Genomic DNA, 23341 nt, shown 5'->3' with positions numbered 1-23341 from the left:
TCTCTTTCTTTCATACGCTAACTACCCTAAAACGTGTTGTTGCGCTTGCATCTTAATTGGCCACCAACTGAACCCGTGCTTCTGCCGTTACAGGTAAACGTAACTATTTAATCAGCAAAAAAACTATTGAACAAATGGGAAACCGACTTAAAGACAAAGTAGCCATTGTAACAGGCGGTGGCGCTGGTATAGGCGAAGCCATCAGTAAAAAGTTCGCCAAAGAAGGAGCCATGGTAGTTGTGGCCGGTTTTCCGGAGGACCCGGTGGAGGACGTGGTGAAGGAGATACAGGAGGAGGGAGGCACAGCTATTCCTTTTACCGCGGATTTATCTACTTTAGCCAATGCCGAAAGCTGCGTGCAGCTTGCCGTGAAGCAGTATGGTAAGCTGGACATTTTGATTAACAACGCCGGCACATTTCCGGAGACGAACATGCTCTCAGAATTTTCGGAAGAGGCCTTCGATTACCTGCTCAAGAACAACATCCGGACGGCGTTTGCCATGAGCAAGGCGGCGCTGCCGGAGCTGCAGAAAACCAAGGGAAACATAGTATGCGCCGGCTCAGAGTCTGGTGCGCTGGGTATTGCACAGAATGCGCCCTACGGTGGCACCAAAGGCTTTATGCATGCCTTTGCCAAAGGCATAGCGGCGGAGCAGGCGCAAAAGGGCGTGCGCTGCAACATCGTAGCCCCAGGCCCTATAGATACCGGCTGGACGCACAAGGAAACCGGCCCGATGGACAAGCAGATGGAGCAGATGGTGACGCAGGGAACCCTGATGGGCCGCAGAGGTACGCCAGAGGAGGTAGCCAATGTGTACCTGTTCCTGGCTTCGGATGAGGCCTCCTATGTAACCGGAGCTATCTTCCCGGTGGATGGCGGCACGCTCATTGCCAAAGGCCCAGCTGGCGACATGGCCGCCGAAAGTATGAAAACGCAGCCGGACGGCCAATTGAAGCTGAAGCATTCGAAGGAAAGCCATACTTCGGTTAGAAAGTAAAACATACAGGCCTGTAAAAGAAGAAAGCCACTCCCATATTTTAGGAGTGGCTTTCTTCTTTTATTTATACTTGCTACGCGTTCAGGTACGGGTAGTTAAAGTGTTTTGGACTGTGCAGGTTCTGCTGAATCATCATCACCTCTAACGTATGTGCGGTCTCCTTAAAGAACTCCAGGCGGCGGTAAAGCATCTCCTTCTGCAGCACCGTGCCGGTGGCGGTTTTCATGTAGGCCCTCTTATCCTCCAGCACGCGGTGCATCACCTCGTTTACCTGCGTCTCGTTCTGGCCATACCACTGCTGGAAATCAAACAGGCGGGTAGCTCCCGGTGTAGACGAGGTAAAGTCCAGGCCATGCAGGCGCAGCACATCTGCCAGCAGGTCTACCTCCAGCGGAATAGACGTGTTGTATGGCATGGTACGAACTTCCAGTTTGCTGTTAAGGGCGCTGGCTATACGCGCCAGGTTATCTTTAAAGCGAAGGAATAAAGCAGCCGCTTCCATATTTCTATCAGGTAAATTTAACTATAAGTATGGGCGCAAAATTACACCAATATGAGTGAATTGCTAAATTGTTTAATGGTTAAATTGTTAGTTTATCAAAACAGGATTTACAGGATGAATAGAGTAGCAGGGCTCACCAATCATATAGAGTCAGTGCAGTGCCTCTGTAATCCAACAATTTACGATACAGCAATTCAGCAATTAAACTACAGCAGTTCCCGGATCAGATGTTCCTCTGTCACGCCCTCGGCCTCGGCTTTGAAGTTGCGTACGATGCGGTGACGAAGTATAGGTAGCGCCACTTCCTGCACATCCTCAATATCGGGGCTATACTTGCCATTGAGGATAGCATTGCACTTGGCACCAACGATCAGGTGCTGCGAGGCTCTTGGGCCCGCTCCCCACTCCAGGAACTGGTTTGCCTGCTTGGAGGCCATTGGCATGTTCGGGCGAGTCTGGTGCACCAGCTTTACGGCATACTCCACCACATTATCCGTTACCGGCACGCGGCGCACCAACTGCTGAAAGGCAAGTATATCGTCGGCATGCAGGATCTTGCGGAGCTGGTTTACGGCAGCGCCTGTGGTATTCTTCACGATCTGCAGCTCCGACTCATAGCTTGGATAGCCCAACGTGATGTTGAACATGAAGCGGTCGAGTTGCGCTTCGGGTAGGGGGTAAGTGCCTTCCTGCTCTATCGGGTTCTGGGTAGCCAGTACAAAGAAAGGTCTGGGGAGATCATACTTATGGCCGGCCACGGTTACCGCGTGCTCCTGCATGGCTTCCAGTAGGGCAGCCTGTGTTTTGGGCGGAGTACGGTTAATTTCGTCAGCCAGCACGATGTTGGCAAAGACAGGGCCCGTTACAAAACGGAAGTTGCGGTCTTTGTCCAGTGTTTCGGCACCTACGATGTCGGAGGGCATCAGGTCGGGCGTAAACTGCACCCGGTTAAAGCTCATGTCGAGCGTAGAGGCAATGGTTTGGATGAGAAGCGTTTTAGCTAGCCCCGGCACCCCTACCAGCAGGCAGTGCCCCTGACAAAAAACAGCTGTAAGTACTAACCTTACTACTTCGTCCTGGCCTACAATCACTTTTGATATTTCAGAAGTGAGCTCCCGGTAGGAGTTGTGCAGGGCGTCGGCTGCTTCTTTGTCAGAGGTGAACTGCGTCATATGTGGTCTATTGCATTAGTTGTTGGAGCCCGCTGCAATCTTCGTACTCCGGGTCTATCTCAATATAAACGGTACTGATGTTTTTCTTAAACCATTCGTTTACGGCTTTGCTGCGCTTCTCGGCCAACGCTGCGTTAGCTATTTTCTGATAATCGTCCGTCAGGTTTGCCAGGTGCGGCTTAGACTTGGATTTCAGGTATAGAATACGCACAGCCTCTTTGCCGTCAGGTGTGGTATAGGCTACAGGCTTGGAAATTTCACCAACTTCCATCGTATCGATCACAAAGAAAATTGCCGGATCCACCTGGTCCATCGGAGTATAGGTGAAGCCCGTAGCACGGCTTGTAATCATGCCGCCGTTATCTTTGGTGTTTGTGTCGTCAGAGTATTCTTTCGCTGCCTGAGCAAACATTAAGCTGTCACTCATAATCAGGTTGCGCACACTATCCAATTCGGCAGATGCGGCAGCCACGTCTACCGTAGCGGTGGCTGGCTTAATCAAAATATGACGTGTGTTGAACTCCTGCCCGCGGCGCTCAATCAGCTGAATCAGGTGGAAGCCGAACTGCGATTCAATCACGTTTGAAATTCCTCCCGGCTCCAGGCGCAACGCTGCTGCCTCATACTCAGGCACCAGTTCCTTCTTCTTAAAGAAACCGAGTACACCGCCATCCTGGGCAGAGCCTGGGTCTTGCGAGTATTGTTTGGCCAGGGTGGCGAAATCTTCACCGGCAAGTATACGCTCACGTAAGCCTTCCAGTTTCTGACGCGCCGCCTGCTTCTGGTCGCGCCCGATCTCGGCATAATTTACAATCTGGCCAATCTCAACTTCAGTAGAGAAGTAAGGCAGGCTGTCTGTAGGGATGTTGTTAAAGTATTTTTTTATCTCTTTCGGGGTAACAGATACTTTGCTGGTAATCTCGCGCTGCATTTGCTCCATCACCATCTGCTGGCGAACCGTTTTACGAAGCTCATCCTTCAGCTGCTTCAGGCTTTTGTTATAGTACTGCTCCAGGCGCTCAGTGCCGCCTACCTGGCTGGCCAGGTAATTAATGCGCTCGTTCAGCTCGCTGTTCACCATGCCTTCCGCTACCGTAATAGAGTCGATCTCGGCGCGGGCCAGCAGCAGTTTGTCCTGCAAAAGAGAAGTGAAAATCTGGCACTTTAGGTCTTCGTTGGGTTGCTGCTTAGATTGAGCCAGGTACTGCAGGTACCCAAACTCCAGGTCTGAGCGGAGAATCACATTGTTATCTACTTTAGCGATAATGCCATCCACCTGATATTGCACAGGTGCCTGGGCAAAAGCCGGGGCAGACAGTACGATGAGGCATAGCGCCGCAAAGGCCGACAAGGCAAGTTGATGAATCTTTTTCAAGGGATCTATCTTAATTTATACTTATGCTCGGAAATAACGCACAAGTTACTTCTTTATTCTGAATTACCCGAAAGCCGGGGTAAAATCGGCGGCAAACAGCGGCCTACTTGCGCACCAGCTTTTCTACCTCGCCTTCCTTCACTTCAACCGGATATCTGTTGCGAAGCTCCTGCACCCACTGCTCTTCCAAGTATGTCTGGTAATCAGAAATAACAGGGCCGCGCACCTCGCTAAGCTCTTTATAAGCCGGCTCCAGCACATCCTTTATAATGATAAGATACTCACGGCCGTTCTGCTGTGCGGTATAGGTGCCTTTCTGCCACTCTACTGCATCCAAAGCTTTGTTGTCGCCGCGCTGGAACTTCTTCTCCGTAACCTGCACAGCCAGCGGGTTGTTCTTGTTCAGATTTTCTGCCAGCGCAGCCAGCTCCGAAGTATAGAGTGCAAATGATGCGCGGCGGTTACGGCGGCGGCCTGTTTCGGTATTGTCAGGGCCTGCCTGCTTGCTTTTGCCCAGGCTGCTGGTGGTTAGCTGCGCTGTTGGTGCGCCCTGCTCCTGCAAGTATACTTTGATGGCTTCGGCACGAGCCTCTGCTATCTTAGCGTTCTCCCGGGCATCGGTGTGGCCGTTAATCTCCAGCGTCAGGGTTTCGTTCTGCTGCAGCATCTGCGCCAGCTCCTGTAATTTGGATTTGCCTTCGGTGCTCAGCTCAGCCTTGTTCTGCTCAAAAAGCACGTCGCTCAGTTTGGCAAAAGAGACCGGGTAACGGCGCTTTTCTAACTGGTTCTGTGCCTGCTGCAGTAGCTCTTTACTGGCTGCGCTGATTACAATGGCATCGGCACGCTCGCCCCATTTATACTTCTCTCTGTTCTGGTCAAAATAAGTTCGCAGGCCTACGGTGTCCTCAATGGCTTTGCTCCATACCTTTTCATCCATCAACTGAAACAGCAGGATACCATCATGGTATTCTTTCACCAGCATTCTATAATCGGTATGCTTGTTTTCGAGGTTCTCGCGCTCGTACTCCAGCAGGCTCTTCTCCGAAAAACTGTCATAAAGCAGGCCCATGGCGTGAGCGGCGGTACCGTTGGCGCGTGCACGCTGCTGCTCTTTAACATAAGTATAAAAGTCGCCGATAGTATAGTTCTTGCCTTGGATGGAGAATAGCGTCTGCTTCAGCGCCTTGTCGCTCTCATCGTAAGACCAGCTGCCGTGCAGCAGTTCGTCATTGGCATTGGCCAGGGCGGCTGTCTTTGCCTCAGCGTTCTCTGTAAAATTATTCTCCTGCTTAATGCGCTTCAGGAAAGCGGTTTTATTGAGTTCTGAGCGAGAGTCTTTGGCTATTTTGTTGCGAAGGTGCTGCTCCATCTCCTCGTAAGGCGGCAGGTTGCGCTTCTCAATCATCTTAATAATATGCCAGCCGTATGGCGTATAAACTGGTTTAGACACCTCCTCAGGCTTCTGCAGACCAAAGGCGGCCTCCTCAAAAGAAGGGATCATGCGGCCTGTCCCAAACCATGGCAACTCGCCTCCGTTGCTGGCCGTGTTGGCGTCTTCAGAAAACTCGGCAGCCAGCTTATTCCATTTTTCGCCTTTCTGTAAACGGCGGTAAATGGCATCTACACGCTGTTTGGCAGCCAAGGAGTCTGCGGCAGGGGCGTTGGGCATGGAGCGAACCATAATATGCGCCACTTTAGCCTCGCCGCGGGCTTCCCGCTTATCGTTTACCTTTATCAGGTGATAGCCAAATCGGGTGCGCACAGGCATTGATACTTCTCCTTCGGCAGTTTTGTAGGCGGCATCCTCAAACGGGTATACCATCTGCAAAGCTGTAAAATAGCCTAACTCGCCTTTGTTGTCAGCTGCCGATGGGTCTTGCGAATACTGCTGTGCCAGACTGCCGAAGTCCTCGCCGTTCTGTACGCGCTTGCGCAGTTCCATCACACGGTTGTAAGCGGCAAGCGTATCCTCCGGAGCTGCTTCCGGGGCTAAAGCAACAAGTATGTGCGAGGCGTTTACCTCCTGCTTCAGGCGCTCGTAAGCCTCTTTTACCAAGTTATCTGTTACGCTTTTCTCAGTAAGGTAAGGCTGTGCCAGTTGCTCTTTGTACCCTTCCAGCTCACGCTTAAAAGCCATTGTAGTGTCCAGACCGCGTTTTTCGGCTTCCATTACCTTTAGCTTAAAGTTTGTGTACAGGTTTAGGTAATCGCTTACGCTCTCGCGGGTATAAGCATCTTCGTTTCCGCCGTTGTTCTTTTCATACACATAGCGGAACTCGGAAGTGGAGATAGGCTGGGAGCCAAGCGTAGCGATTGCGGATTCTTTACTGTCGTTCTTCTTAGAAGCGGTGCAGCCGGCAATGGCCAGAGCGGCTACCGCAACCAATAGGTGATTGCTGCGCATAGGTTGATTTAAAATCAAGATTATCTTTTTCGCTGATCAGGGGACCAGGGTATGCAATTTTAGCTAAAATTTCTGACAGATAAATCAAAAACTATAACCATAATACAATTGCACGGTCATTTGTTCCCGGATAACGGAAGAAAGGGCAGCTAAAGTATGTAAGAGGCTTTATTTGATTTTTTTGTAAAGCACGCAGATGTTTTGGGAACCGTCTGTGCTGAACTCAACTTTATCCATAATGCGGTTGACCAGCGCAATGCCTACGCCGCCTTTTTTGCCCATTCGGATGTGCTCCTGTATGTTGGGCTCTTTGTAATTGCTTCTCTCGAAGGCCGCGCCCTGGTCGGCAATTTCAAACTTTGCAAGATCCTTCTGGGTGGTTACCTTTAGGGTTAGGTACTTTGTGGGGTCTTCGTGGTTAGCGTGTATAATCAGGTTAGCGCATATCTCATCCACTGCCAACACGATCTGGTTCATGAGGATATCCGAAAGCGCTAGCGCCTCCAGATACTCCGTCACGAAGTCCCGTATCAGCTTCAGGTTTTTTTTAGTGCAATTTACCCGAATGGAATTATTCATTTGCAATGCTTCTTGCTTCCTCGTAATCGGATACAATGGTCATTAGAAGGTCCAAGCCAAGTATCTCGAACACGTTGCGTACCTTATCCTGCATGTTGTAGAAGATAAGCTTGATCTGGGCGTCTTCAAATCGCTGCAGGTGCGAAATAAATACTCCAAGGCCTGCCGAAGAAATATAGTTAAGCTCCTGGCAATCTACCAGAATCTTATTGTATCTCATAATCTCAGGGTCCGATAGCTCTTCATCCAGTATAACTGAGGAACTCGCATCCAGTTCACCGTCCAGGGTCATGATGACGGTGTTGTCTTTAATTTCTTGTGTAATTTTCATCGGCATACTTTACGGGTTAATCATATGTTAGGTTGAGTAGGCCTGAACTTTATCACCAGCAGCGTTTGATCATCGTAGAGGTTGCCAGGGCCGGTAAAATCGTTCAGATCGTTTATAATAGCATACTTTATGTCATCAGCCTCCAGGTGGTATGTTTGCTCCAGCATGTATAGTAGCCTGTCTTCACCATACTCTTCGTTCTTCGGGCTCCTAGCCTCCACAATGCCATCGGTGTAAATAACCATCACATCGCCGGGATTATAATCGTAGTACATCTCCCGAATGTGGCTGGCGTAGTTCTTTTTATCCCGGATAATGCCCAGGCCCAAACCATCTGTTTGGAAGTAGAACACATTATCCATCATGGAGTTATAGTATAACGTATGGCAATGGCCTGCGCGTGCAAACATAAAGCCTTTCATACGATAATCGATTATATATAGCGCAGAAGTGATGAAGGATGTTCGCTCCAGGCATCGGCTTAAGGCGTTGTTGGCCTGCTTCATAAACTCGCTAGGAGCCATGTCTTGCTGCATCAACCCGTGAAAGATGCCTTTCATCTGTGCCATATGGAAGGCCGCAGAAATACCCTTGCCCGAAACGTCGCCAATGATGATGGCAATACGGGACTCGCTCAGCTGCAGGAAGTCATAGAAATCGCCTCCCACTTCTTTGGCTGCTACCGAATGCGTGCTAATCTCAAACCAGCTGTCAGTTGGGAATGTTTTTGGGATCAGGCTCTCCTGTACCTGCGTGGCAATCTTCAGTTCCTCCTTATAACGCTCGTTCTGCAGCGACTCGTTTACTAGGCGCAGGTTTTCTATGGTAAGGGTGGTCTGGCTGGTGAAGGTGCGCAGTACGTTTACCGTTTCCTGGTCAAAACCTCCCTCCACATCTTTTATCAGGTATAACACACCCGATAGATGCTTAGAGGATTTTATGGGAAGTATGGCCATGGATTTCCAGGGAAGCGCCAGGTTCCGGAAGCCTGGGTTGCGGCTCAGGTTGTTGTTGATGTAATCCATATGATGGATATTGTACTCCTGCAGCAGGTGCCTTATACTTTCGATCTGGGGCTCCTGGATGTTGAGCAGGTGCGTAACCTGCGGCTCACCATTGCGAATGATCTCGAACCAGGCAGCACTGGCATCCGATGCTTTGATAGTGCTTTCTACCAGCATATCATACACCTGCGCTTCGCTTTGCCCTTGCTGTATAGAAAGGCTCAGTCGCTGGAAGTTCAGCAAATCCTCACTCTTCTGCTCAAACACGCTGGAAGTAGGCAAACTAAACAGCGATACCAGGAAAGCCGCCAGCGAATACATGCTAACAAACGACATAGCCAGCAGCAGGAAACCCACATCTGTATAGTCTGTAACAAGTTCAGGGCTGTCAGCAGTGTTCAGGAAAAAGCGGGCAAAAATATAGCAGCTGAGTAGTATAGCCCCCAAAAGCACCAATGAGCGGCTCTTGTTATTAAAGGTTAAGTATGCCACCCACTTCATGTTTGTGCACAGGAAGAGTATGTAAAAACCCATCAGGGCAATCAGGGGCAGAAAAACGTAACTGGTATAATCAAAGTTGAAGATAGTGAGCAGCAGCGTGGCGCCCAGCAACAGCTCAAACCAGTCCCAGGCAATCTGCAGGAATTTATTTTTATGATAGAGCAGCAGTTGGCGCCAGATGTAAAAGGCTTTCGCCAGAAACAGGATGAGTAAGCCAAAGTTTACCTGGTATACCAGGTGCAGCAAAAGCGTAGACTGTTCATCTGTGTAGTTGGTGTAAACTCTGTACACCAAGTACAGCGCCACGCTTAGGTAAGCCGCCACGCCCGCCTTAGAGAACAGGTTCCAGAGGTAGCCGATGAAATCCGTGCCCTTCAGCGCCTCGGTGTGCAGCCTTTGGAACAGAAACACCGATACAATAAATACTACAATGAGCAGGTTATTGAGAAACGAAAACGCGAAACCAGGCGCACTGGTCCCTGCCAGCGTGCTTTCGGCTGTGAACAGCACATAAACAGCACATAAACCAGCAGTAAAAGCCAGCTTACGACCGCGGAGGTTGCCAATAAGGTTTTAGCGTTGTTTTTGTATAGCATAAAACGGAAATCCGTTTTTGAGTTAGCCGTTATCGTATATGGTGTTCCCTGGCCTGCTTCTAACATGAAAGGTAAGAAAAAAATCTGCTTTTCGGCTAAGGTGTTGTGTCCTGAATAAGAAAATCAACTTGCATAACGTAATTAGGGCGGCGTAGGTTAGCATTTGTAAAGCAGGAAGCCTGCCTAAAGTATAGATTTATAGAAATTCTTCTATAAAAAGAACAGCAGCCGGCGGATATCCACCGGCTGCTGTTCTTTATTCTGAGCCGCAGCCAACAAGTATGGCTATGGTATAAAGTATAGTTTAGCGGCTGTAGTTAGGAGCCTCACGCATGATCTGTACATCATGCGGGTGGCTTTCGCGGAGGCCTGCGCCTGTTATTTTTACCATTCTGGCGCGCTGCAGGTCTTCTATGCCTGCGGCACCACAGTAGCCCATTCCTGCTCTTATGCCGCCTACCAGCTGGTAAATTACTTCGTTAACAAGTCCTTTGTAAGCTACGCGCCCTACAATACCCTCTGGCACCAGCTTCTTAGCATCTTTCTCGTTGCCTTGGAAATACCGGTCTTTAGAGCCTTCTTCCATAGCCTCTACAGAGCCCATGCCACGGTAGGTTTTATACTTGCGTCCTTCGTAAATAATCATTTCGCCCGGAGCCTCCTCTGTGCCAGCCAGCAAAGAGCCGACCATGGCAGTGCTTGCCCCGCCAGCCAGTGCTTTCACTATATCACCGGAAAACTTAATGCCGCCGTCTGCAATCACCGGAACACCTGTGCCCTCAAGACCCTTAACTGCCTCCATTACTGCAGAAAGCTGAGGCATGCCTATGCCTGCAATTACGCGGGTGGTACAGATACTGCCAGGGCCTACGCCCACTTTAACGGCATCGGCTCCGGCATCGGCCAGCGCCTTTGCGCCATCGGCAGTGGCTACGTTGCCGGCAATCAGCTCTACATTAGGGAATTCGGTTTTGATGCGCCTTACTGCCTCCAGCACACCTTTAGAATGGCCATGCGCCGTGTCTACGCTTATCACGTCTACGCCAGCATCTACCAGCGCCTTCACACGGTCCAGCACATCAGGGGTTACGCCTACGGCAGCACCTACGCGCAAGCGGCCAAATTCGTCTTTGCAGGCAAAAGGGCGGTCCTTCTTCTTCAGGATGTCTTTATAAGTAATCAGGCCTACTAACCTGCCTTCATCGTCCACTACAGGTAACTTCTCAATTTTATACTCCTGCAGGATGTCCTCAGCCTTGGCCATGTCCGTGCCTTTGGCAGCCGTTATCAGGTTTTGCGTCGTCATCACAGAAGATACGCCCTGCGTCAGGTCTTTTTCAAAGCGAAGGTCGCGGTTCGTAATAATGCCGGTCAGCTTGCCTTCATCGTTCACAATAGGTATACCGCCGATCTTGTTTTCGGTCATAATCTGTACGGCATCGCCAAGCGTGGCTTTCTCATTTAGGGTGATCGGATCCAGGATCATGCCGCTTTCGGAGCGCTTGACTTTGCGTACCTGCCCCGCCTGCTTCTTTATCGACATGTTTTTATGGATAATGCCGATGCCTCCTTCTTGCGCCATAGCAATAGCCAAATCCGCCTCAGTAACCGTATCCATGGCCGACGAAATAAGCGGTACATTAATGCGGATGTTGCGTGTAAGCTGTGAGGAAGTATCTGTTTGGTGTGGAAGTACCTCGGAGTAAGCCGGGAGAAGAAGCACGTCATCGTAAGTGAGCGCCTCGAATAAAATCTTTGACTGATCGGAGAGCATGGCAAATAAATTAGGGGTTATTATTTGCCGCGTAAAGTTACAGAAACTTAAGGAGATATTTATGAAAGTGCAGCGGTAATTTTTTGCAAGCAACTGTATAGAGTGGTTTACTCTTGCCTAAAAGAGGCTAATTGCATTCTCCTGCAGTGCAGAAAACAGGCTGCCAGATTGCAGTGGCCACAACAGCAGAGCTAATGGCCAAAGTATAAATAAGCTGCCAGAAGTATAAACCTACTTAATAAGTTGCCATAGTTGAGTCTATCTGTGTGGCCCATGCATGAATTCCTCCCTTCAGGTTAAGAAGATTTTCGAAGCCGAGGCGCTGTGTAAGGTAATTGATCGCCTGGGCACTGCGGAAACCATGGTGGCAGATAACAACTACGGGTATATCACGGCGTATGCGCCCTGACTGTTTTGGCAGCTCGCCAAGCGGAATAAGCTCGCCGCCGAGGTTGCAGATCTCAAACTCCTCCGGCTCGCGCACATCAAGTAGCTGTATGTTGCTGCTGTGGGCAAGTCTGCTTTTTAGCTCTTGTACCGTAATCTCATCCATCGTCTTCAGTAAATCAGGTATAGTTTTAGCGGCACAGTCTGCGGTAGGTTGCGCCGGGGCTTCAAAATTAAGCAAGCTTTTGTTTACAAGTGCACCTTTGGGATGTAAATTGCGCCAATGGAAATCTGGCAAAGTATAGTAGAAGCCCTGCAGGCTATGAGCCCAGTGGAGGTTTTGGGGGTGCTGTTTGGCATTTTAGGAGTATGGCTGGCCGCTAAGCCAAGCGTCTGGACTTGGCCTGCAAGCTTAGTGAGTGTGGGCATGTATGTGCTGGTTTTTTACGATGCTCGCCTGTACGCTGACATGGGCCTGAATGTATTCTACTTTTTCACGAGCCTGTACGGGTGGTATCTGTGGCTTTATGGCGGAAAAAATCACTCTGAGCGAAAAGTAGGCCACACAACTATAAAAGAGTTCTCTGTGCTAGCATTATTTGGCGCGCTGTTTACGCTGGGGCTGGGCTATTTTCTGGACAACTACACCAACGCCGACCTCTCTTACACCGACTCAGCTACCACTGCCGTAAGCCTGATCGGGTATTGGATGATGGCTAAAAAGCAGCTGGAGAATTGGATAGTGTGGCTGGTGGTTGATGTGGTATACGTAGGTGTTTATACGTATAAGGAGCTGTACCTCACTAGTTTTCTGTATATTGTGTTTCTGGCGCTATGCGTGCAAGGTTACCGCAACTGGAACAAGGAACTGGTTCAACAACAGCAAAAGGTTGTTGCATAGTTATACTTTATCCTGCAGTAGTCTAATTATATTAGTGGGGGTACACCGTAAAAGTACTTACTGGCCTTTGCTGCGACCCCCTACGGGCGTAGTTTGTTAAACCACTAACGCTGCAGCACCATGAAACAACGTAAACTGGAATTGCCCGATGAACTGAAGTTCGAAAATCGGATGAAATGGGGATACGAGTCTCCGGACGAGCGCCCTAAGTTTGTTTTTTTGAGACAAATAGGTGATGTGAAGCCGAAGGTTGTGGAGGTATACAATTTCTATGACTATAGCTTCTCTGATAACTAAACCTTCTGCAAGAAGGTCAAAAGCACAGGGGCGGCCATTTATGGCCGCCCCTGTGCTTTTGACCTGTACCATGATTGATCATCAGTAACTTGACTTGTTCGTAAAACGCTTAACGGCATTCTTTTAGCCAGGCTGCTGCCTCTTCCTCATCCGTGAAAATACAAGCTCTAAATTGATTTTTAGCGCGTTTGCAAAGGTCCTCCACTGATAGTCTGTCCTCCAACTCCTCGGGCACCAGGTTGGCAATGCAGGTAAGCCCGGCTTGCTGAGCGGGAGGCAGGCAAACTCGCTCCAGCCACTCGTTGGCATCCAGAAAAGACCCTACGTAGTACCTAATGTCATTCATGATTTTGTGATGAGGCGTGCGTTGCAGATAATCCACATAAAGCAGGCTGGCCGACTTAATTTGCTCTATAGTTGGTGTGCCGTACCAGCAGCCTCTGATCCAGCCGCTCGTTTATCTGCTTCAACCGTGAAATATAGGTCATCGTTACTGTTGCGCAGTTCTTTTCTCATTGTAAAGGGGGAAAGGGGGGAGTCTGGGCTGTGCTTCTATTACTGCTTACCATCACCTGTCTCTAGAAAAACTGCGGGCCTCCCAAGATTAATACACAAACGTTACTAATTAACATAGATTTATACTCTAAAACAAGAAGCAAAAGCGAGGCCAAATACTTACGGAAGTATACTTAACTTTGGCTGCCGCAAGAGCAAGAACGCGTATATGATAAAAATAGCCATCACCGGACCGGAGTCTACGGGTAAGTCTACGCTGGCAGCGCAACTGGCAGCGCAGTACCAAACTGTTTGGGTGCCGGAGTACGCCCGCAGCTACGTGGTCAACCTGGGCAGGCCCTATACTTTAAAAGATATTGAAGCCATTGCCCGCGGGCAGTTGGCACTGGAGCGGGAGCAGCAGCAGAAGGCGAACCGGCTCCTTTTCGTTGATACCGACATGCTGGTGCTTAAAATCTGGAGTGAGCACGCTTTTGGCCACTGCCCCACCTGGATACAAGAGCAGCTGGAGCAGCAAAAGTACAACCTTTGCCTGTTGATGGGCGTTGATTTGCCCTGGGAGCCGGATCCGCAGCGGGAGCACCCGCACCTGCGGCAGTTCTTCTACGAGTGGTATAAGCGGGAGCTGGAGGCGTTGCAGGTGCCCTTCATAGAGATAAGCGGACAGCAGCAAGAGCGCCTGCAGCTAGCCCAACAGCACGTGGAGGCGCTCCTGCAGCTAGCCCAACAGCACGTGGAGGCGCTCCTGCAGAAACATCAATTTTAAACTACCGAACATGCTATACTTCCTCGAGAACGATAACTACAAAGCGGGCATCAATACGCTGGGTGCCGAGCTGCACCACTTCATTAAGAAAGACGAAAACCTGGAGTTTATCTGGCAAGCTGACCCTGAGGTATGGACAGGCCATGCGCCCAACCTCTTCCCGGTTGTGGGGGAGCTGCCGGAGCAGCAGTATACTTTTGAGGGCCAAAAGTATGATATGAAACGCCACGGGTTTGCACGGCGCAAAGAGTTTGAACTGGTAGAGGAGCACCACGACAAGCTGGTTTTCCTGCTGACCGAGGATGAGGAGACGCTGCAGCAGTACCCGTTTAATTTTAGGTTGCTGATAGCTTATACTTTAGAGTGGAACAAGCTATCCGTGACCTACCATGTAACCAACACCGACGATCAGGCGCTATACTTCTCCATCGGGGGCCACCCAGGTTTTAATGTGCCATTTTACCCCGGCGAGAAGTATGAGGATTACTTTATTGAGTTTGAGAAAGAGGAAACGCTGCACCGCCACCTGCTGAGTAACGATGGTTTGCAAAACGGAGAAACGGAGCAGGTGCTGGAGCAGGAAAGCAAGCTGCCTTTAAACCATAGCTATTTCTACAAAGACGCGCTGGTGTTTAAGGATGTGCAGTCGGAGCGGGTAGTGCTGGGCAGCCCGAAGAATGCGCGGCGGGTAGAAGTGGAGTTTGAGGGCTTCTCGTACCTGGGTATTTGGGGGAAGCCGGAGCATCCGCGTTATGTGTGCATAGAGCCATGGTGCGGCATAGCTGGCAGAGTAGGCGAGAGCGGTGATCTTACAGAGAAAGAAGGCATAAACCAGCTGGCACCGGAGCAGACTTTTGCGCGCACTTATACAATAACAATACTTTAGTTGCCAGTAATTGTAATCAATGAAAAAGTATAGACTGATAATAATCTTTGCTCTTATTTACTGCATGAATGGGTATGCACAGCGAAGGCAATTATCAGATATACAACTCTCAAAAGCAGACAACATACAGTCTGACAGCATCAACTTGTCTCTTAACACCGATTTTGAGAAAAAAGCGGGGCTAACACCAATTGATAAAACTGCAATTGCTACTGAAGTCCGTTTTTATAAGCTGAATGAATTAAGCGGGACAAGAAGTCTGAAAATAGTTGCTGTTAAAGACTCTGAATGGACAGCAGTAGAGTATGCAGAACAGAATAAACCAATAAAAATAAAAAAGTATAAGCTTAAAGCTGAGCAAAGTCAGCTAAGGTCATTAATGCGATTGCTTCTAAAACACAACTTGGCCTATTTGCCCAACCAAGCAGAGCTTGAGCCCAAGATGAAGAAGTATGCTGATACTGTAAGGGGAAGAGCAGAGCAGAAGATAATAGTATCAGACGGGGAAAGCTATACTGTGGAATTCAAGATTGGAGATACATTCCGAATTTTCAGATTCCATAACCCCAAAACCTATTCTGACTTTTACGACAATGTACAGGAATTGAAAGACTACGTCGCTATTGTCAGTTTATTTGAGAATCAACTAAAAAGAGAATAACTTCTGGCAACAAAGTGCAGCCTTAACCCTTGCTACGCTGCGGGTTTCGGCTGCACGAGTAACGATAGTCCGATAAAAGCGAAAAGCCCCAGTATGTTGCCGAACATGCTGGGGCTTTTCGCTTTTAAGCGGTTATTTTTAGTGCAGGGATGGCTCCGGAAATTTTGGAACTTTAATTTTCCGGATATCATACTTTGGTTCAAAATCGCTTACAGGCAAGGAGATGCCGGGCGGCAGGTCCAGGTCTGGCAGGTCGTCACCTAGTGGCTCGCCTCCGTCGTCGTCGTTGTCGGTGGATGGGGGGCGGTTAAATCTGGTGCGTGGGGCAAAGGCATAGTATGCCAGTATGGTTAACAGTGCTACTGTGTACAATATGCTGATCATCATCACGGTTCTCTTTAATTTTTCAACTTCTGCTGGTCTCGCTGCACGGCAAAAAGCTTACTTATTCGGGGTAAAAACTATAGTGCCTTCTTATGCTTTACAACGTACTTTAGGCTTAAGTGGTTATCTGTCAGAGGCAAAATTTAGCAGGCAAAATAAAGCTTGTGTTATGGTTTGCTGAAGTATAAATAATTTGTGGTTTTGGTTTAGAAGATAAAGACGGCTACCTTTGCCGACACTTAGGGGTGCCCCAACAATACGGGCTGAGATCATACCCATTGAACCTGATCCGGGTAATGCCGGCGAAGGGAGAGGTACGGGAAACAATTGTAGCAGGCTGCCGGCCCCTGGCATGTCTGTATGTTTCACCATTTTCTTTTTCTAATTTTTTATGAGTAAGCTTTTATTGGCAGTGGTGGCATTTATGTTGCCGTTGCAACTGTTGGCGCAGCACACCCTGAGTGGGCGTGTAAGCAATGCCGCCACAGGCGAAGGACTATCCGGTGCCACTGTTGTGCTGGAGAACTCCAATGTAGGTGCCGCTACGGCTAGCGGCGGTGCCTTTTCTTTCCCCGATTTGCCTACGGGCAGCTATACTTTAAAAGTGAGTTATGTTGGTTTTGAGCAGCAGCGTGTAAACGTAAACCTGCAGCAGGATATCAACCTGAACATTGATTTGCGCCAGAAAACCATGCAGGCAAGCGAGGTGGTGGTGCAGGCAACCCGCGCCGACGAAAGAACAGGCACCACATTTACCAACGTTACCCGTGAGGAGATTGAGGAGCGTAACTTTGGGCAGGACCTGCCTTACCTGCTGGAGCAAACGCCATCCGTAGTCGTTAATTCTGATGCAGGCGCAGGCGTTGGCTACACAGGCATCCGTATCCGTGGCTCCGACATTACCCGCATTAACGTAACGGTAAACGGTATTCCGGTAAACGACTCGGAGAGCCACGGCGTGTTTTTTGTGAACATGCCGGATTTTGCCTCCTCTGTGCAGGATATTCAGGTGCAGCGCGGTGTGGGCACGTCCACGAACGGTGCCGGAGCCTTTGGCGCCAGCATCAACATTCAGACACAGCAGGTGCGCCGCGAAGCCTATGCCGAAACCGACAACAGCTACGGCTCTTTCGACACCTGGAAAAACAATGTGCGCTTCGGCACCGGCCTGATAAATGGCAAGTTTGCGTTTGACGGCCGCTTGTCGCGCATTAAATCAGATGGTTACATTGATCGTGCCTCCTCCGACCTGAAATCCTTTTACTTTTCTGGAGGTTTCTACGGAGACAAAACCTCTCTGAAGTTCGTGACTTTCTCAGGGCAGGAGAAAACCTATCAGGCATGGTACGGCACACCCGAAGCGCTCGTGTATGGCAATGCGCAGGACCTGCAGGATTACATTGACCGTAACTGGATTGAAGGCAACGACAAAGAAAACCTGCTCCGCTCCGGCCGCACCTACAACTATTACACCTACGACAACGAAACCGATAATTACCAGCAGGACCACTACCAGCTGCACCTGACGCACGATTTTATGCCGGGCCTGAGTTTCTCCGGAGCCTTGCATTACACGTATGGCCGTGGGTACTATGAGCAGTTCAGGGCTGATGACGACCTGGCGGATTATGGCTTGCCGAACGTGGAGATTGGCGGGGAAACTATCGAAACCTCAGATATTATCCGCCGCCGCTGGCTGGACAATGACTTTTACGGCGCTACTTACGCACTGCAGTACAACCCGAACAGCCGTCTGAACGCCACATTGGGCGGAGCCTGGAACAAGTATGAAGGCCGCCATTTCGGAGAGATAATCTGGGCTCGTTTTGCCTCTACCTCTAACATTCGGGATGTATACTATGATAACGATGCTGAGAAGACCGATTTTAACGTGTTCGCCAAAGCCAGTTATGGCCTAACGGATAAGTTAAGCGTGTTCGGAGACCTGCAGTTGCGCACCGTAACGTATGATTTCCTGGGTTTTGATAACGACGGAGAGAACATCACACAAAGCGCAGATTATACTTTTGTGAACCCTAAAGCCGGTATCACATACAACCTGCAGCCGGAACAGCAGTTTTATGCCTCCTTTGCGGTCGGTAACCGCGAGCCGGTGCGCGACGATTTTACGGAGTCAACGCCAAACAGCCGGCCAAAGCACGAAACGCTGCGCAACCTGGAGGCCGGTTACCGAGGCATGTTTGGCATCGGGGGGCTTTTAGGCCAAAGCGTTACGGCTAATGTAGAAGCAAACCTCTTCCACATGAACTATAAGAACCAACTGGTTTTAACAGGTCAGATAAATGATGTAGGCGCTTATACCCGCACCAACATAGACAAAAGCTACCGGCAGGGCGTGGAGCTGGCCGGTGCTCTGAACCTGGGCACACGCGCCAGCCTGCGCAGCAACATCGCCTACAGCCGGAATAAGATTGAGAACTTCAGCGAGTTTATTGATGACTATGACAACGGCGACCAGCTGCGCAACGACTATAACGAAACTACTATCGCCTTTTCGCCGGACTGGGTAACCAGCAGCCAGCTGGAGGTAGAGGTGCTGAAAGGCCTGCGCACCGCCTTTATCTATAAAACGGTAAGCCAGCAGTACCTCGACAACACTGAGAATGAGAACCGCGCCATTCCAGGCTACCAGGTTGGCGACCTGCGCGTACGCTATACTATTGGTCTTGGTAATACGCTAAAGGAGCTTGAACTGGGGCTGCTGGTAAACAATGTGTTTAATGAGAAGTACGCAGCCAATGGCTATACTTTTAGCTACATCGCAGGCGGTCAGGTTACCGAGAATTTCTATTACCCGCAGGCTACCCGCAACTACCTGCTGTCTGTAGGCCTCAAATTTTAAGGTTATCTTACAAACATATTAAATCAGAAAGCCCTGCCAACCAGCAGGGCTTTCTGATTTTAGGGCTAAACATCCTGCAACTGTAGTAGTTCATGTTAATGCAGAGCAAGTTGTGCGGTATACTTTTATCTTTGAGTTAAAACATGGTGATTTTCGCGAAAATTTTAACTTTGCGTATTACCCTTTCTCACAACCTTAAAACAGAACTATGGCCTACCAACCATCAGGAGCACCTGATTACTATAACATTGATGATCTGCTAACGGAGGAGCATTTGCTTATCCGCCAGACGATGCGCGATTTTGTGAAGCGTGAGATATCTCCCAACATTGAGCAGTGGGCGCAGGATGCACATTTCCCTTCCGAGATCGTGAAGAAGTTCGGAGATGTAGGCGCTTTCGGTCCAACTGTACCTACCGAGTATGGCGGCGGCGGTTTAGACTATATCAGCTACGGCATCATTATGCAGGAGATTGAGCGCGGCGACTCAGGCATGCGTTCTACAGCTTCGGTGCAGGGCTCTTTGGTGATGTACCCGATATACAAGTATGGCTCCGAGGAGCAGCGCAAAAAATACCTGCCTAAGCTGGCCAGCGGCGAGTGGCTGGGCTGTTTCGGTCTAACAGAACCGGATTTTGGCTCTAACCCGGGCGGCATGATGACCAACATCAAAGACCAAGGAGATCATTACCTGCTGAACGGAGCTAAAATGTGGATTTCAAATTCTCCGGAGTGCCAGGTGGCCGTGGTTTGGGCTAAGAACGATGAAGGTCGCATACAGGGTGTGATTGTGGAGCGCGGTATGGAAGGTTTCTCTACGCCTGAAATTCATAATAAGTGGAGCCTTCGTGCCAGCTGCACCGGCGAGCTGGTGTTCGACAACGTGAAGATCCCGAAGGAAAACATACTGCCAAACGTATCCGGCTTGCGCGGCCCGCTCGGCTGCCTCGACTCTGCCCGTTACGGCATTTCATGGGGCGCTATTGGTGCCGCTATTGATTGTTACGAGTCGGCGCTGAAGTATAGCAAAGAGCGTATCCAGTTTGATAAACCGATCGGAGGCTTCCAGCTGACGCAGAAAAAACTGGCCGAAATGCTGACCGAGATTACCAAGGCTCAGCTGATGGTATGGCGCCTGGGCACGCTGATGAACGAAGGCAAAGCCACCACGCAGCAGATTTCTATGGCCAAGCGAAACAGCGTGGACATGGCCCTGCACATTGCCCGTGAGGCGCGACAGATTCACGGCGGCATGGGCATTACCGGCGAGTACCCGATCATGCGCCACATGATGAACCTGGAATCGGTGATCACCTACGAAGGCACCCACGACATTCACCTGCTCATTACCGGCGCAGATATTACGGGTATCTCAGCATTTAAATAATTGCTATTAGCTACTCCTTAACCGAGGAGACAAAGTATAAAAAGGCAGCTGCAATAGTGGCTGCCTTTCTTGTTTGAATCAGGATTTACAGGATTGTTGGATAAACTGGATTTCCTGCACACGATTTCATCTCCTGGGCTCAAAAAGAACTAGGCTTTAGCTTCGTTAGTATGTTTTTCCCATAATGTGAGCAAGCTGGTGTGTGTCAAGGTATAGCTGTGCCTCCGGCCTAATTGAGTTGAAAACTCAACGCTATTTTAAGACACGGGAAGAATTCCTGCGCTAGTAGAGGATAAGCCGTGGCTATCATACCTAAAAGCAGTAAGATTTGCTAATTATATTAGATTTGTAATCGGAAACTATAAAATAATTAGCAAAAAGCCGTAAATTCGTAAGTATAAATGGAGCGAAAGCACAGCCAAAACTGTTACCTTTAGGAGCAGCGAAAGCTCATTTTTGAAGAAGATTTATACTTATGAGAGAAGATTATCTCACCGGCGATAACGATTACATGACGCCGGCCGAAAAGGACATAGACAAGGCCCTTCGCCCGCTCAGCTTCCGTGATTTTGCGGGGCAGGACAAAGTGGTGGAGAACCTGAAAATATTTGTACTGGCAGCCAAGCGCCGTGGCGAGGCACTGGACCACGTGCTGCTGCACGGACCTCCGGGATTGGGTAAAACTACGCTCTCGCATATTATTGCCTCTGAGCTGGATGCAGGCATCAAAATGACTTCCGGGCCGGTGCTCGATAAGCCCAGCGATTTAGCAGGCCTGCTCACCAATCTGGAGACGAACGATGTGCTGTTTATCGATGAGATTCACCGCCTCAATCCGGTGGTGGAGGAGTACCTGTACTCGGCCATGGAAGATTACAAGATCGATATCATGCTCGATTCGGGCCCCAATGCCCGTTCCGTGCAGATCAGCCTAAACCCATTTACGCTGATAGGTGCTACCACCCGCTCGGGCTTGCTTACAGCGCCGTTACGCGCCCGTTTCAGCATTAACTCACGCCTGGAGTATTACGATGCCGAACTGCTTCGCTCCATCGTAAAGCGTTCGTCAATGCTATTAGGCGCACCTATACACGAGGATGCAGCTTTCGAGATTGCCCGCCGTAGCCGTGGTACGCCGCGTATTGCTAACAACCTGCTGCGCCGCACCCGCGACTTTGCCCAGGTAAAGGGTGATGGGACGATTACAGTAGACATTGCCAAGTTTGCCCTGAACGCGCTGGACGTGGACCACAACGGCCTTGATGATATGGACAACCGCATCCTGCTCACCATCATCGACAAGTTTAAAGGCGGTCCTGTGGGCCTAACAACTATTGCCACTGCTTGCGGCGAAGAGTCTGAAACGATTGAGGAAGTATACGAACCCTTTTTGATACAGGAGGGCTATATTAAGCGCACAGCCCGTGGCCGCGAGGCTACTGAGTTAGCTTATCGCCACATGGGTAAAATTCCGCCACAGGAAATTGCTTCTGGTGGACTTTTTAACCAACCCGAATAAATTAAGCTATTTGTGTTTCTGGCTAAAGCGACCATCTCTTAAACTGATTAAAAATAGTAACTTAGGTGGGCTCTTACACGGGACTGCAAGTATAAAACGCCGTTAAAACCTGCCGTTGGATTTATTTTGCCTTACTTTTGTTGAGACTGAAGTATAAGCCAACGTATAAATTGAGCAAAGAGAAACATACACACCTGATTAAACAAAAGGCGCAGGAGCTGGGCTTTATGTACTGCGGCATTTCCAAAGCGGATTTTCTGGAGGAGGAGGCGCCCCGGCTGGAGCGTTGGCTCAACCAGAACATGCACGGACAGATGCATTATATGGAGAACCACTTCGATAAGCGCCTGGACCCGCGCCTGCTCGTGGACGGAGCCAAATCAGTGGTGTCGTTACTTCTCAACTACTTCCCCGAAAAAGAGAACCAGCAGCAGGAGGAGGATACCTACAAAATCTCGAAGTATGCGTATGGCACCGATTATCATTTTGTGATAAAAGACAAGCTGAAAACACTGCTGGCTTATATCAATGAAGAGATAGGAGAGGTAGGCGGCCGCTGCTTCGTAGACTCCGCGCCGGTGATGGATAAAGCCTGGGCTAAAAAAAGCGGATTGGGCTGGATGGGCAAAAACTCAAACCTGATTACACCACAGGTTGGCAGCTTCTACTTCATCGCGGAGCTGATTATAGACTTAGACCTGGAGTATGACGGCCCGATAAAAGACTACTGCGGCTCCTGCACCCGTTGTTTGGATGCCTGCCCGACCGGAGCCATCACAGAGCCTTACGTAGTAGACGGCAGCAAATGCATTTCATACTTCACCATAGAGCTAAAAGACCAGCTGCCGCAGGAGATGCATGGTAAGTTCGGGAACTGGGTCTTCGGCTGCGACATTTGTCAGGACGTATGTCCCTGGAACCGATTCAGCAAACCCCACAACGAGCCAGCCTTTGCGGCACACCCTGATCTGAAGCACCTCCAGAAAAATGATTGGCAGGAACTGACACACGAAGTGTTTTCGCAGCTGTTTAAGAAGTCAGCGGTAAAGCGCACCGGCTATAACGGACTGGTGCGCAATATCCGCTTTGTGCAAGAAAACCCGGAAGAGGAATAAAGATCACACTTGGTGCTTTAGAAAAACGCGGTTAAGGATTATCAGGTAAACACCTGAGAACTGATTGTAGCACCATTGCTTTAGTTGCTCAATTTCCTCTCTCATGAGTACTTTAAAAGCCTTACGCAGCTCCTTCTCAAATAACATCTTATCGAAGCTAACCTTCACTAAGATTGTTTTAACGTATTCCAGCATTTTGGGTAAATAGTAAGCCATTTTTGGTAATCTGGTTATACTTACGGTAAAGGTTTTTTTTGGTGCTGCTATCACGTTTTATTTATATTAAATATACTTAAAATGTTTAAAATTATTGCAAAAATATAATGTGATGCCGAGCTAAAGCTAAGGCGGGCAAAGCAGGAAGATTAGCAAAACACACTAACGCCAGTTGCTGAAACGTTAAGTAAAATATTGCTCTGCCGA

General features: G+C 49.4%; 22 protein-coding genes and 1 riboswitch. Of the genes, 10 read left to right on the top strand and 12 right to left on the bottom strand.

The genetic code is table 11. The features are described 5' to 3' along the window. Positions 1 to 134 precede the first annotated feature (134 nt). Complete coding sequence (locus tag Q1B04_RS03485; RefSeq protein ID WP_299755577.1) at positions 135 to 998, top strand: SDR family oxidoreductase; 864 nt, start codon at positions 135 to 137, stop codon at positions 996 to 998. Between the two features lie 73 nt (positions 999 to 1071). On the opposite strand, the gene Q1B04_RS03480 is transcribed toward Q1B04_RS03485, so the two are convergent. The 9 genes from Q1B04_RS03480 to Q1B04_RS03440 all read right to left on the bottom strand — a co-directional run bounded on the left by Q1B04_RS03480 (position 1072) and on the right by Q1B04_RS03440 (position 11864). Next, positions 1072 to 1500 (bottom strand): hypothetical protein, encoded by a 429-nt coding sequence (locus Q1B04_RS03480; protein ID WP_299755574.1) that lies wholly within the window; start codon positions 1498 to 1500, stop codon positions 1072 to 1074. 206 nt (positions 1501 to 1706) lie between these two features. Beyond that, positions 1707 to 2672, bottom strand: coding sequence for a MoxR family ATPase (locus Q1B04_RS03475; RefSeq protein WP_299755572.1), 966 nt, complete (start codon positions 2670 to 2672; stop codon positions 1707 to 1709). Between the two features lie 7 nt (positions 2673 to 2679). Further along, complete coding sequence (locus Q1B04_RS03470) at positions 2680 to 4047, bottom strand: peptidylprolyl isomerase (protein WP_299755569.1); 1368 nt, start codon at positions 4045 to 4047, stop codon at positions 2680 to 2682. A 103-nt stretch (positions 4048 to 4150) separates the two neighbouring features. Continuing rightward, a complete protein-coding gene (locus tag Q1B04_RS03465) occupies positions 4151 to 6451 on the bottom strand; it encodes a peptidylprolyl isomerase (RefSeq protein ID WP_299755567.1) in 2301 nt (766 codons plus the stop codon). A gap of 168 nt (positions 6452 to 6619) precedes the next feature. Further along, on the bottom strand, positions 6620 to 7030 hold the full coding sequence (locus Q1B04_RS03460) for an ATP-binding protein (protein WP_299755566.1): 411 nt from the start codon (positions 7028 to 7030) through the stop codon (positions 6620 to 6622). Then, entirely contained in the window at positions 7023 to 7361 is a 339-nt protein-coding gene (locus Q1B04_RS03455) for an STAS domain-containing protein (protein ID WP_299755564.1), read from the bottom strand. Before Q1B04_RS03455 ends, Q1B04_RS03460 begins: the two co-directional genes overlap by 8 nt. Positions 7362 to 7381: 20 nt before the next feature. Then, positions 7382 to 8317 carry a PP2C family protein-serine/threonine phosphatase gene (locus tag Q1B04_RS03450; RefSeq protein ID WP_299756192.1) on the bottom strand — a complete coding sequence of 312 codons (936 nt, stop codon included), beginning with the start codon at positions 8315 to 8317 and terminating at the stop codon, positions 7382 to 7384. A 1449-nt stretch (positions 8318 to 9766) separates the two neighbouring features. Beyond that, positions 9767 to 11236 carry an IMP dehydrogenase gene (gene guaB, locus Q1B04_RS03445; RefSeq protein ID WP_299755562.1) on the bottom strand — a complete coding sequence of 490 codons (1470 nt, stop codon included), beginning with the start codon at positions 11234 to 11236 and terminating at the stop codon, positions 9767 to 9769. 235 nt (positions 11237 to 11471) lie between these two features. Then, on the bottom strand, positions 11472 to 11864 hold the full coding sequence (locus tag Q1B04_RS03440) for a rhodanese-like domain-containing protein (RefSeq protein WP_299755559.1): 393 nt from the start codon (positions 11862 to 11864) through the stop codon (positions 11472 to 11474). A gap of 42 nt (positions 11865 to 11906) precedes the next feature. Between Q1B04_RS03440 and pnuC the strand changes: the two genes are divergently transcribed. Together pnuC and Q1B04_RS03430 are read left to right on the top strand one after the other, a co-directional pair. Further along, entirely contained in the window at positions 11907 to 12524 is a 618-nt protein-coding gene (pnuC, locus tag Q1B04_RS03435; RefSeq protein ID WP_299755557.1) for a nicotinamide riboside transporter PnuC, read from the top strand. A gap of 120 nt (positions 12525 to 12644) precedes the next feature. Continuing rightward, on the top strand, positions 12645 to 12821 hold the full coding sequence (locus Q1B04_RS03430) for a hypothetical protein (protein ID WP_299755555.1): 177 nt from the start codon (positions 12645 to 12647) through the stop codon (positions 12819 to 12821). A gap of 109 nt (positions 12822 to 12930) precedes the next feature. Here the strand turns inward: Q1B04_RS03430 and Q1B04_RS03425 are convergent, their stop codons facing one another. After that, positions 12931 to 13167 (bottom strand): hypothetical protein, encoded by a 237-nt coding sequence (locus Q1B04_RS03425; RefSeq protein WP_299755552.1) that lies wholly within the window; start codon positions 13165 to 13167, stop codon positions 12931 to 12933. A 378-nt stretch (positions 13168 to 13545) separates the two neighbouring features. Here Q1B04_RS03425 and Q1B04_RS03420 point away from each other — a divergent pair, with 378 nt between their 5' ends. Genes Q1B04_RS03420 through Q1B04_RS03410 form a run of 3 tightly spaced genes read left to right on the top strand, consistent with a single transcriptional unit; the run spans position 13546 to position 15650 of the window. Beyond that, the gene (locus Q1B04_RS03420) at positions 13546 to 14103 is read left to right on the top strand and encodes an ATP-binding protein (protein ID WP_299755550.1); all 558 of its coding nucleotides are present in this window, start codon (positions 13546 to 13548) and stop codon (positions 14101 to 14103) included. Positions 14104 to 14113: 10 nt separating this feature from the next. Further along, the gene (locus Q1B04_RS03415) at positions 14114 to 14989 is read left to right on the top strand and encodes an aldose 1-epimerase family protein (RefSeq protein WP_299755547.1); all 876 of its coding nucleotides are present in this window, start codon (positions 14114 to 14116) and stop codon (positions 14987 to 14989) included. 19 nt (positions 14990 to 15008) lie between these two features. After that, the gene (locus Q1B04_RS03410) at positions 15009 to 15650 is read left to right on the top strand and encodes a hypothetical protein (RefSeq protein ID WP_299755545.1); all 642 of its coding nucleotides are present in this window, start codon (positions 15009 to 15011) and stop codon (positions 15648 to 15650) included. A 138-nt stretch (positions 15651 to 15788) separates the two neighbouring features. On the opposite strand, the gene Q1B04_RS03405 is transcribed toward Q1B04_RS03410, so the two are convergent. Further along, positions 15789 to 16037, bottom strand: coding sequence for a hypothetical protein (locus Q1B04_RS03405; protein ID WP_299755542.1), 249 nt, complete (start codon positions 16035 to 16037; stop codon positions 15789 to 15791). 228 nt (positions 16038 to 16265) lie between these two features. Beyond that, a riboswitch (TPP riboswitch) is annotated at positions 16266 to 16363 on the top strand. A 62-nt stretch (positions 16364 to 16425) separates the two neighbouring features. On the opposite strand from Q1B04_RS03405, the gene Q1B04_RS03400 reads away from it, so the two are divergent. The 4 genes from Q1B04_RS03400 to queG all read left to right on the top strand — a co-directional run bounded on the left by Q1B04_RS03400 (position 16426) and on the right by queG (position 22918). Beyond that, positions 16426 to 18897, top strand: coding sequence for a TonB-dependent receptor (locus tag Q1B04_RS03400; RefSeq protein WP_299755540.1), 2472 nt, complete (start codon positions 16426 to 16428; stop codon positions 18895 to 18897). Between the two features lie 208 nt (positions 18898 to 19105). Continuing rightward, positions 19106 to 20284, top strand: a complete 1179-nt coding sequence (locus Q1B04_RS03395) for an acyl-CoA dehydrogenase family protein (RefSeq protein ID WP_299755538.1) — start codon at positions 19106 to 19108, stop codon at positions 20282 to 20284. A gap of 475 nt (positions 20285 to 20759) precedes the next feature. Beyond that, complete coding sequence (ruvB, locus tag Q1B04_RS03390) at positions 20760 to 21803, top strand: Holliday junction branch migration DNA helicase RuvB (protein WP_299755536.1); 1044 nt, start codon at positions 20760 to 20762, stop codon at positions 21801 to 21803. Between the two features lie 170 nt (positions 21804 to 21973). Next, on the top strand, positions 21974 to 22918 hold the full coding sequence (queG, locus tag Q1B04_RS03385; RefSeq protein WP_299755534.1) for a tRNA epoxyqueuosine(34) reductase QueG: 945 nt from the start codon (positions 21974 to 21976) through the stop codon (positions 22916 to 22918). Positions 22919 to 22921: 3 nt separating this feature from the next. Here the strand turns inward: queG and Q1B04_RS03380 are convergent, their stop codons facing one another. Beyond that, on the bottom strand, positions 22922 to 23134 hold the full coding sequence (locus Q1B04_RS03380; RefSeq protein WP_299755531.1) for a hypothetical protein: 213 nt from the start codon (positions 23132 to 23134) through the stop codon (positions 22922 to 22924). Positions 23135 to 23341: the final 207 nt, after the last annotated feature.

Source organism: uncultured Pontibacter sp. (assembly GCF_947495565.1).
Taxonomy (GTDB): Bacteria; Bacteroidota; Bacteroidia; order Cytophagales; family Hymenobacteraceae; genus Pontibacter.
The sequence above is the reverse complement of the archived record's forward strand: the minus strand, read 5'-3'. Positions and strand labels throughout refer to the sequence as shown.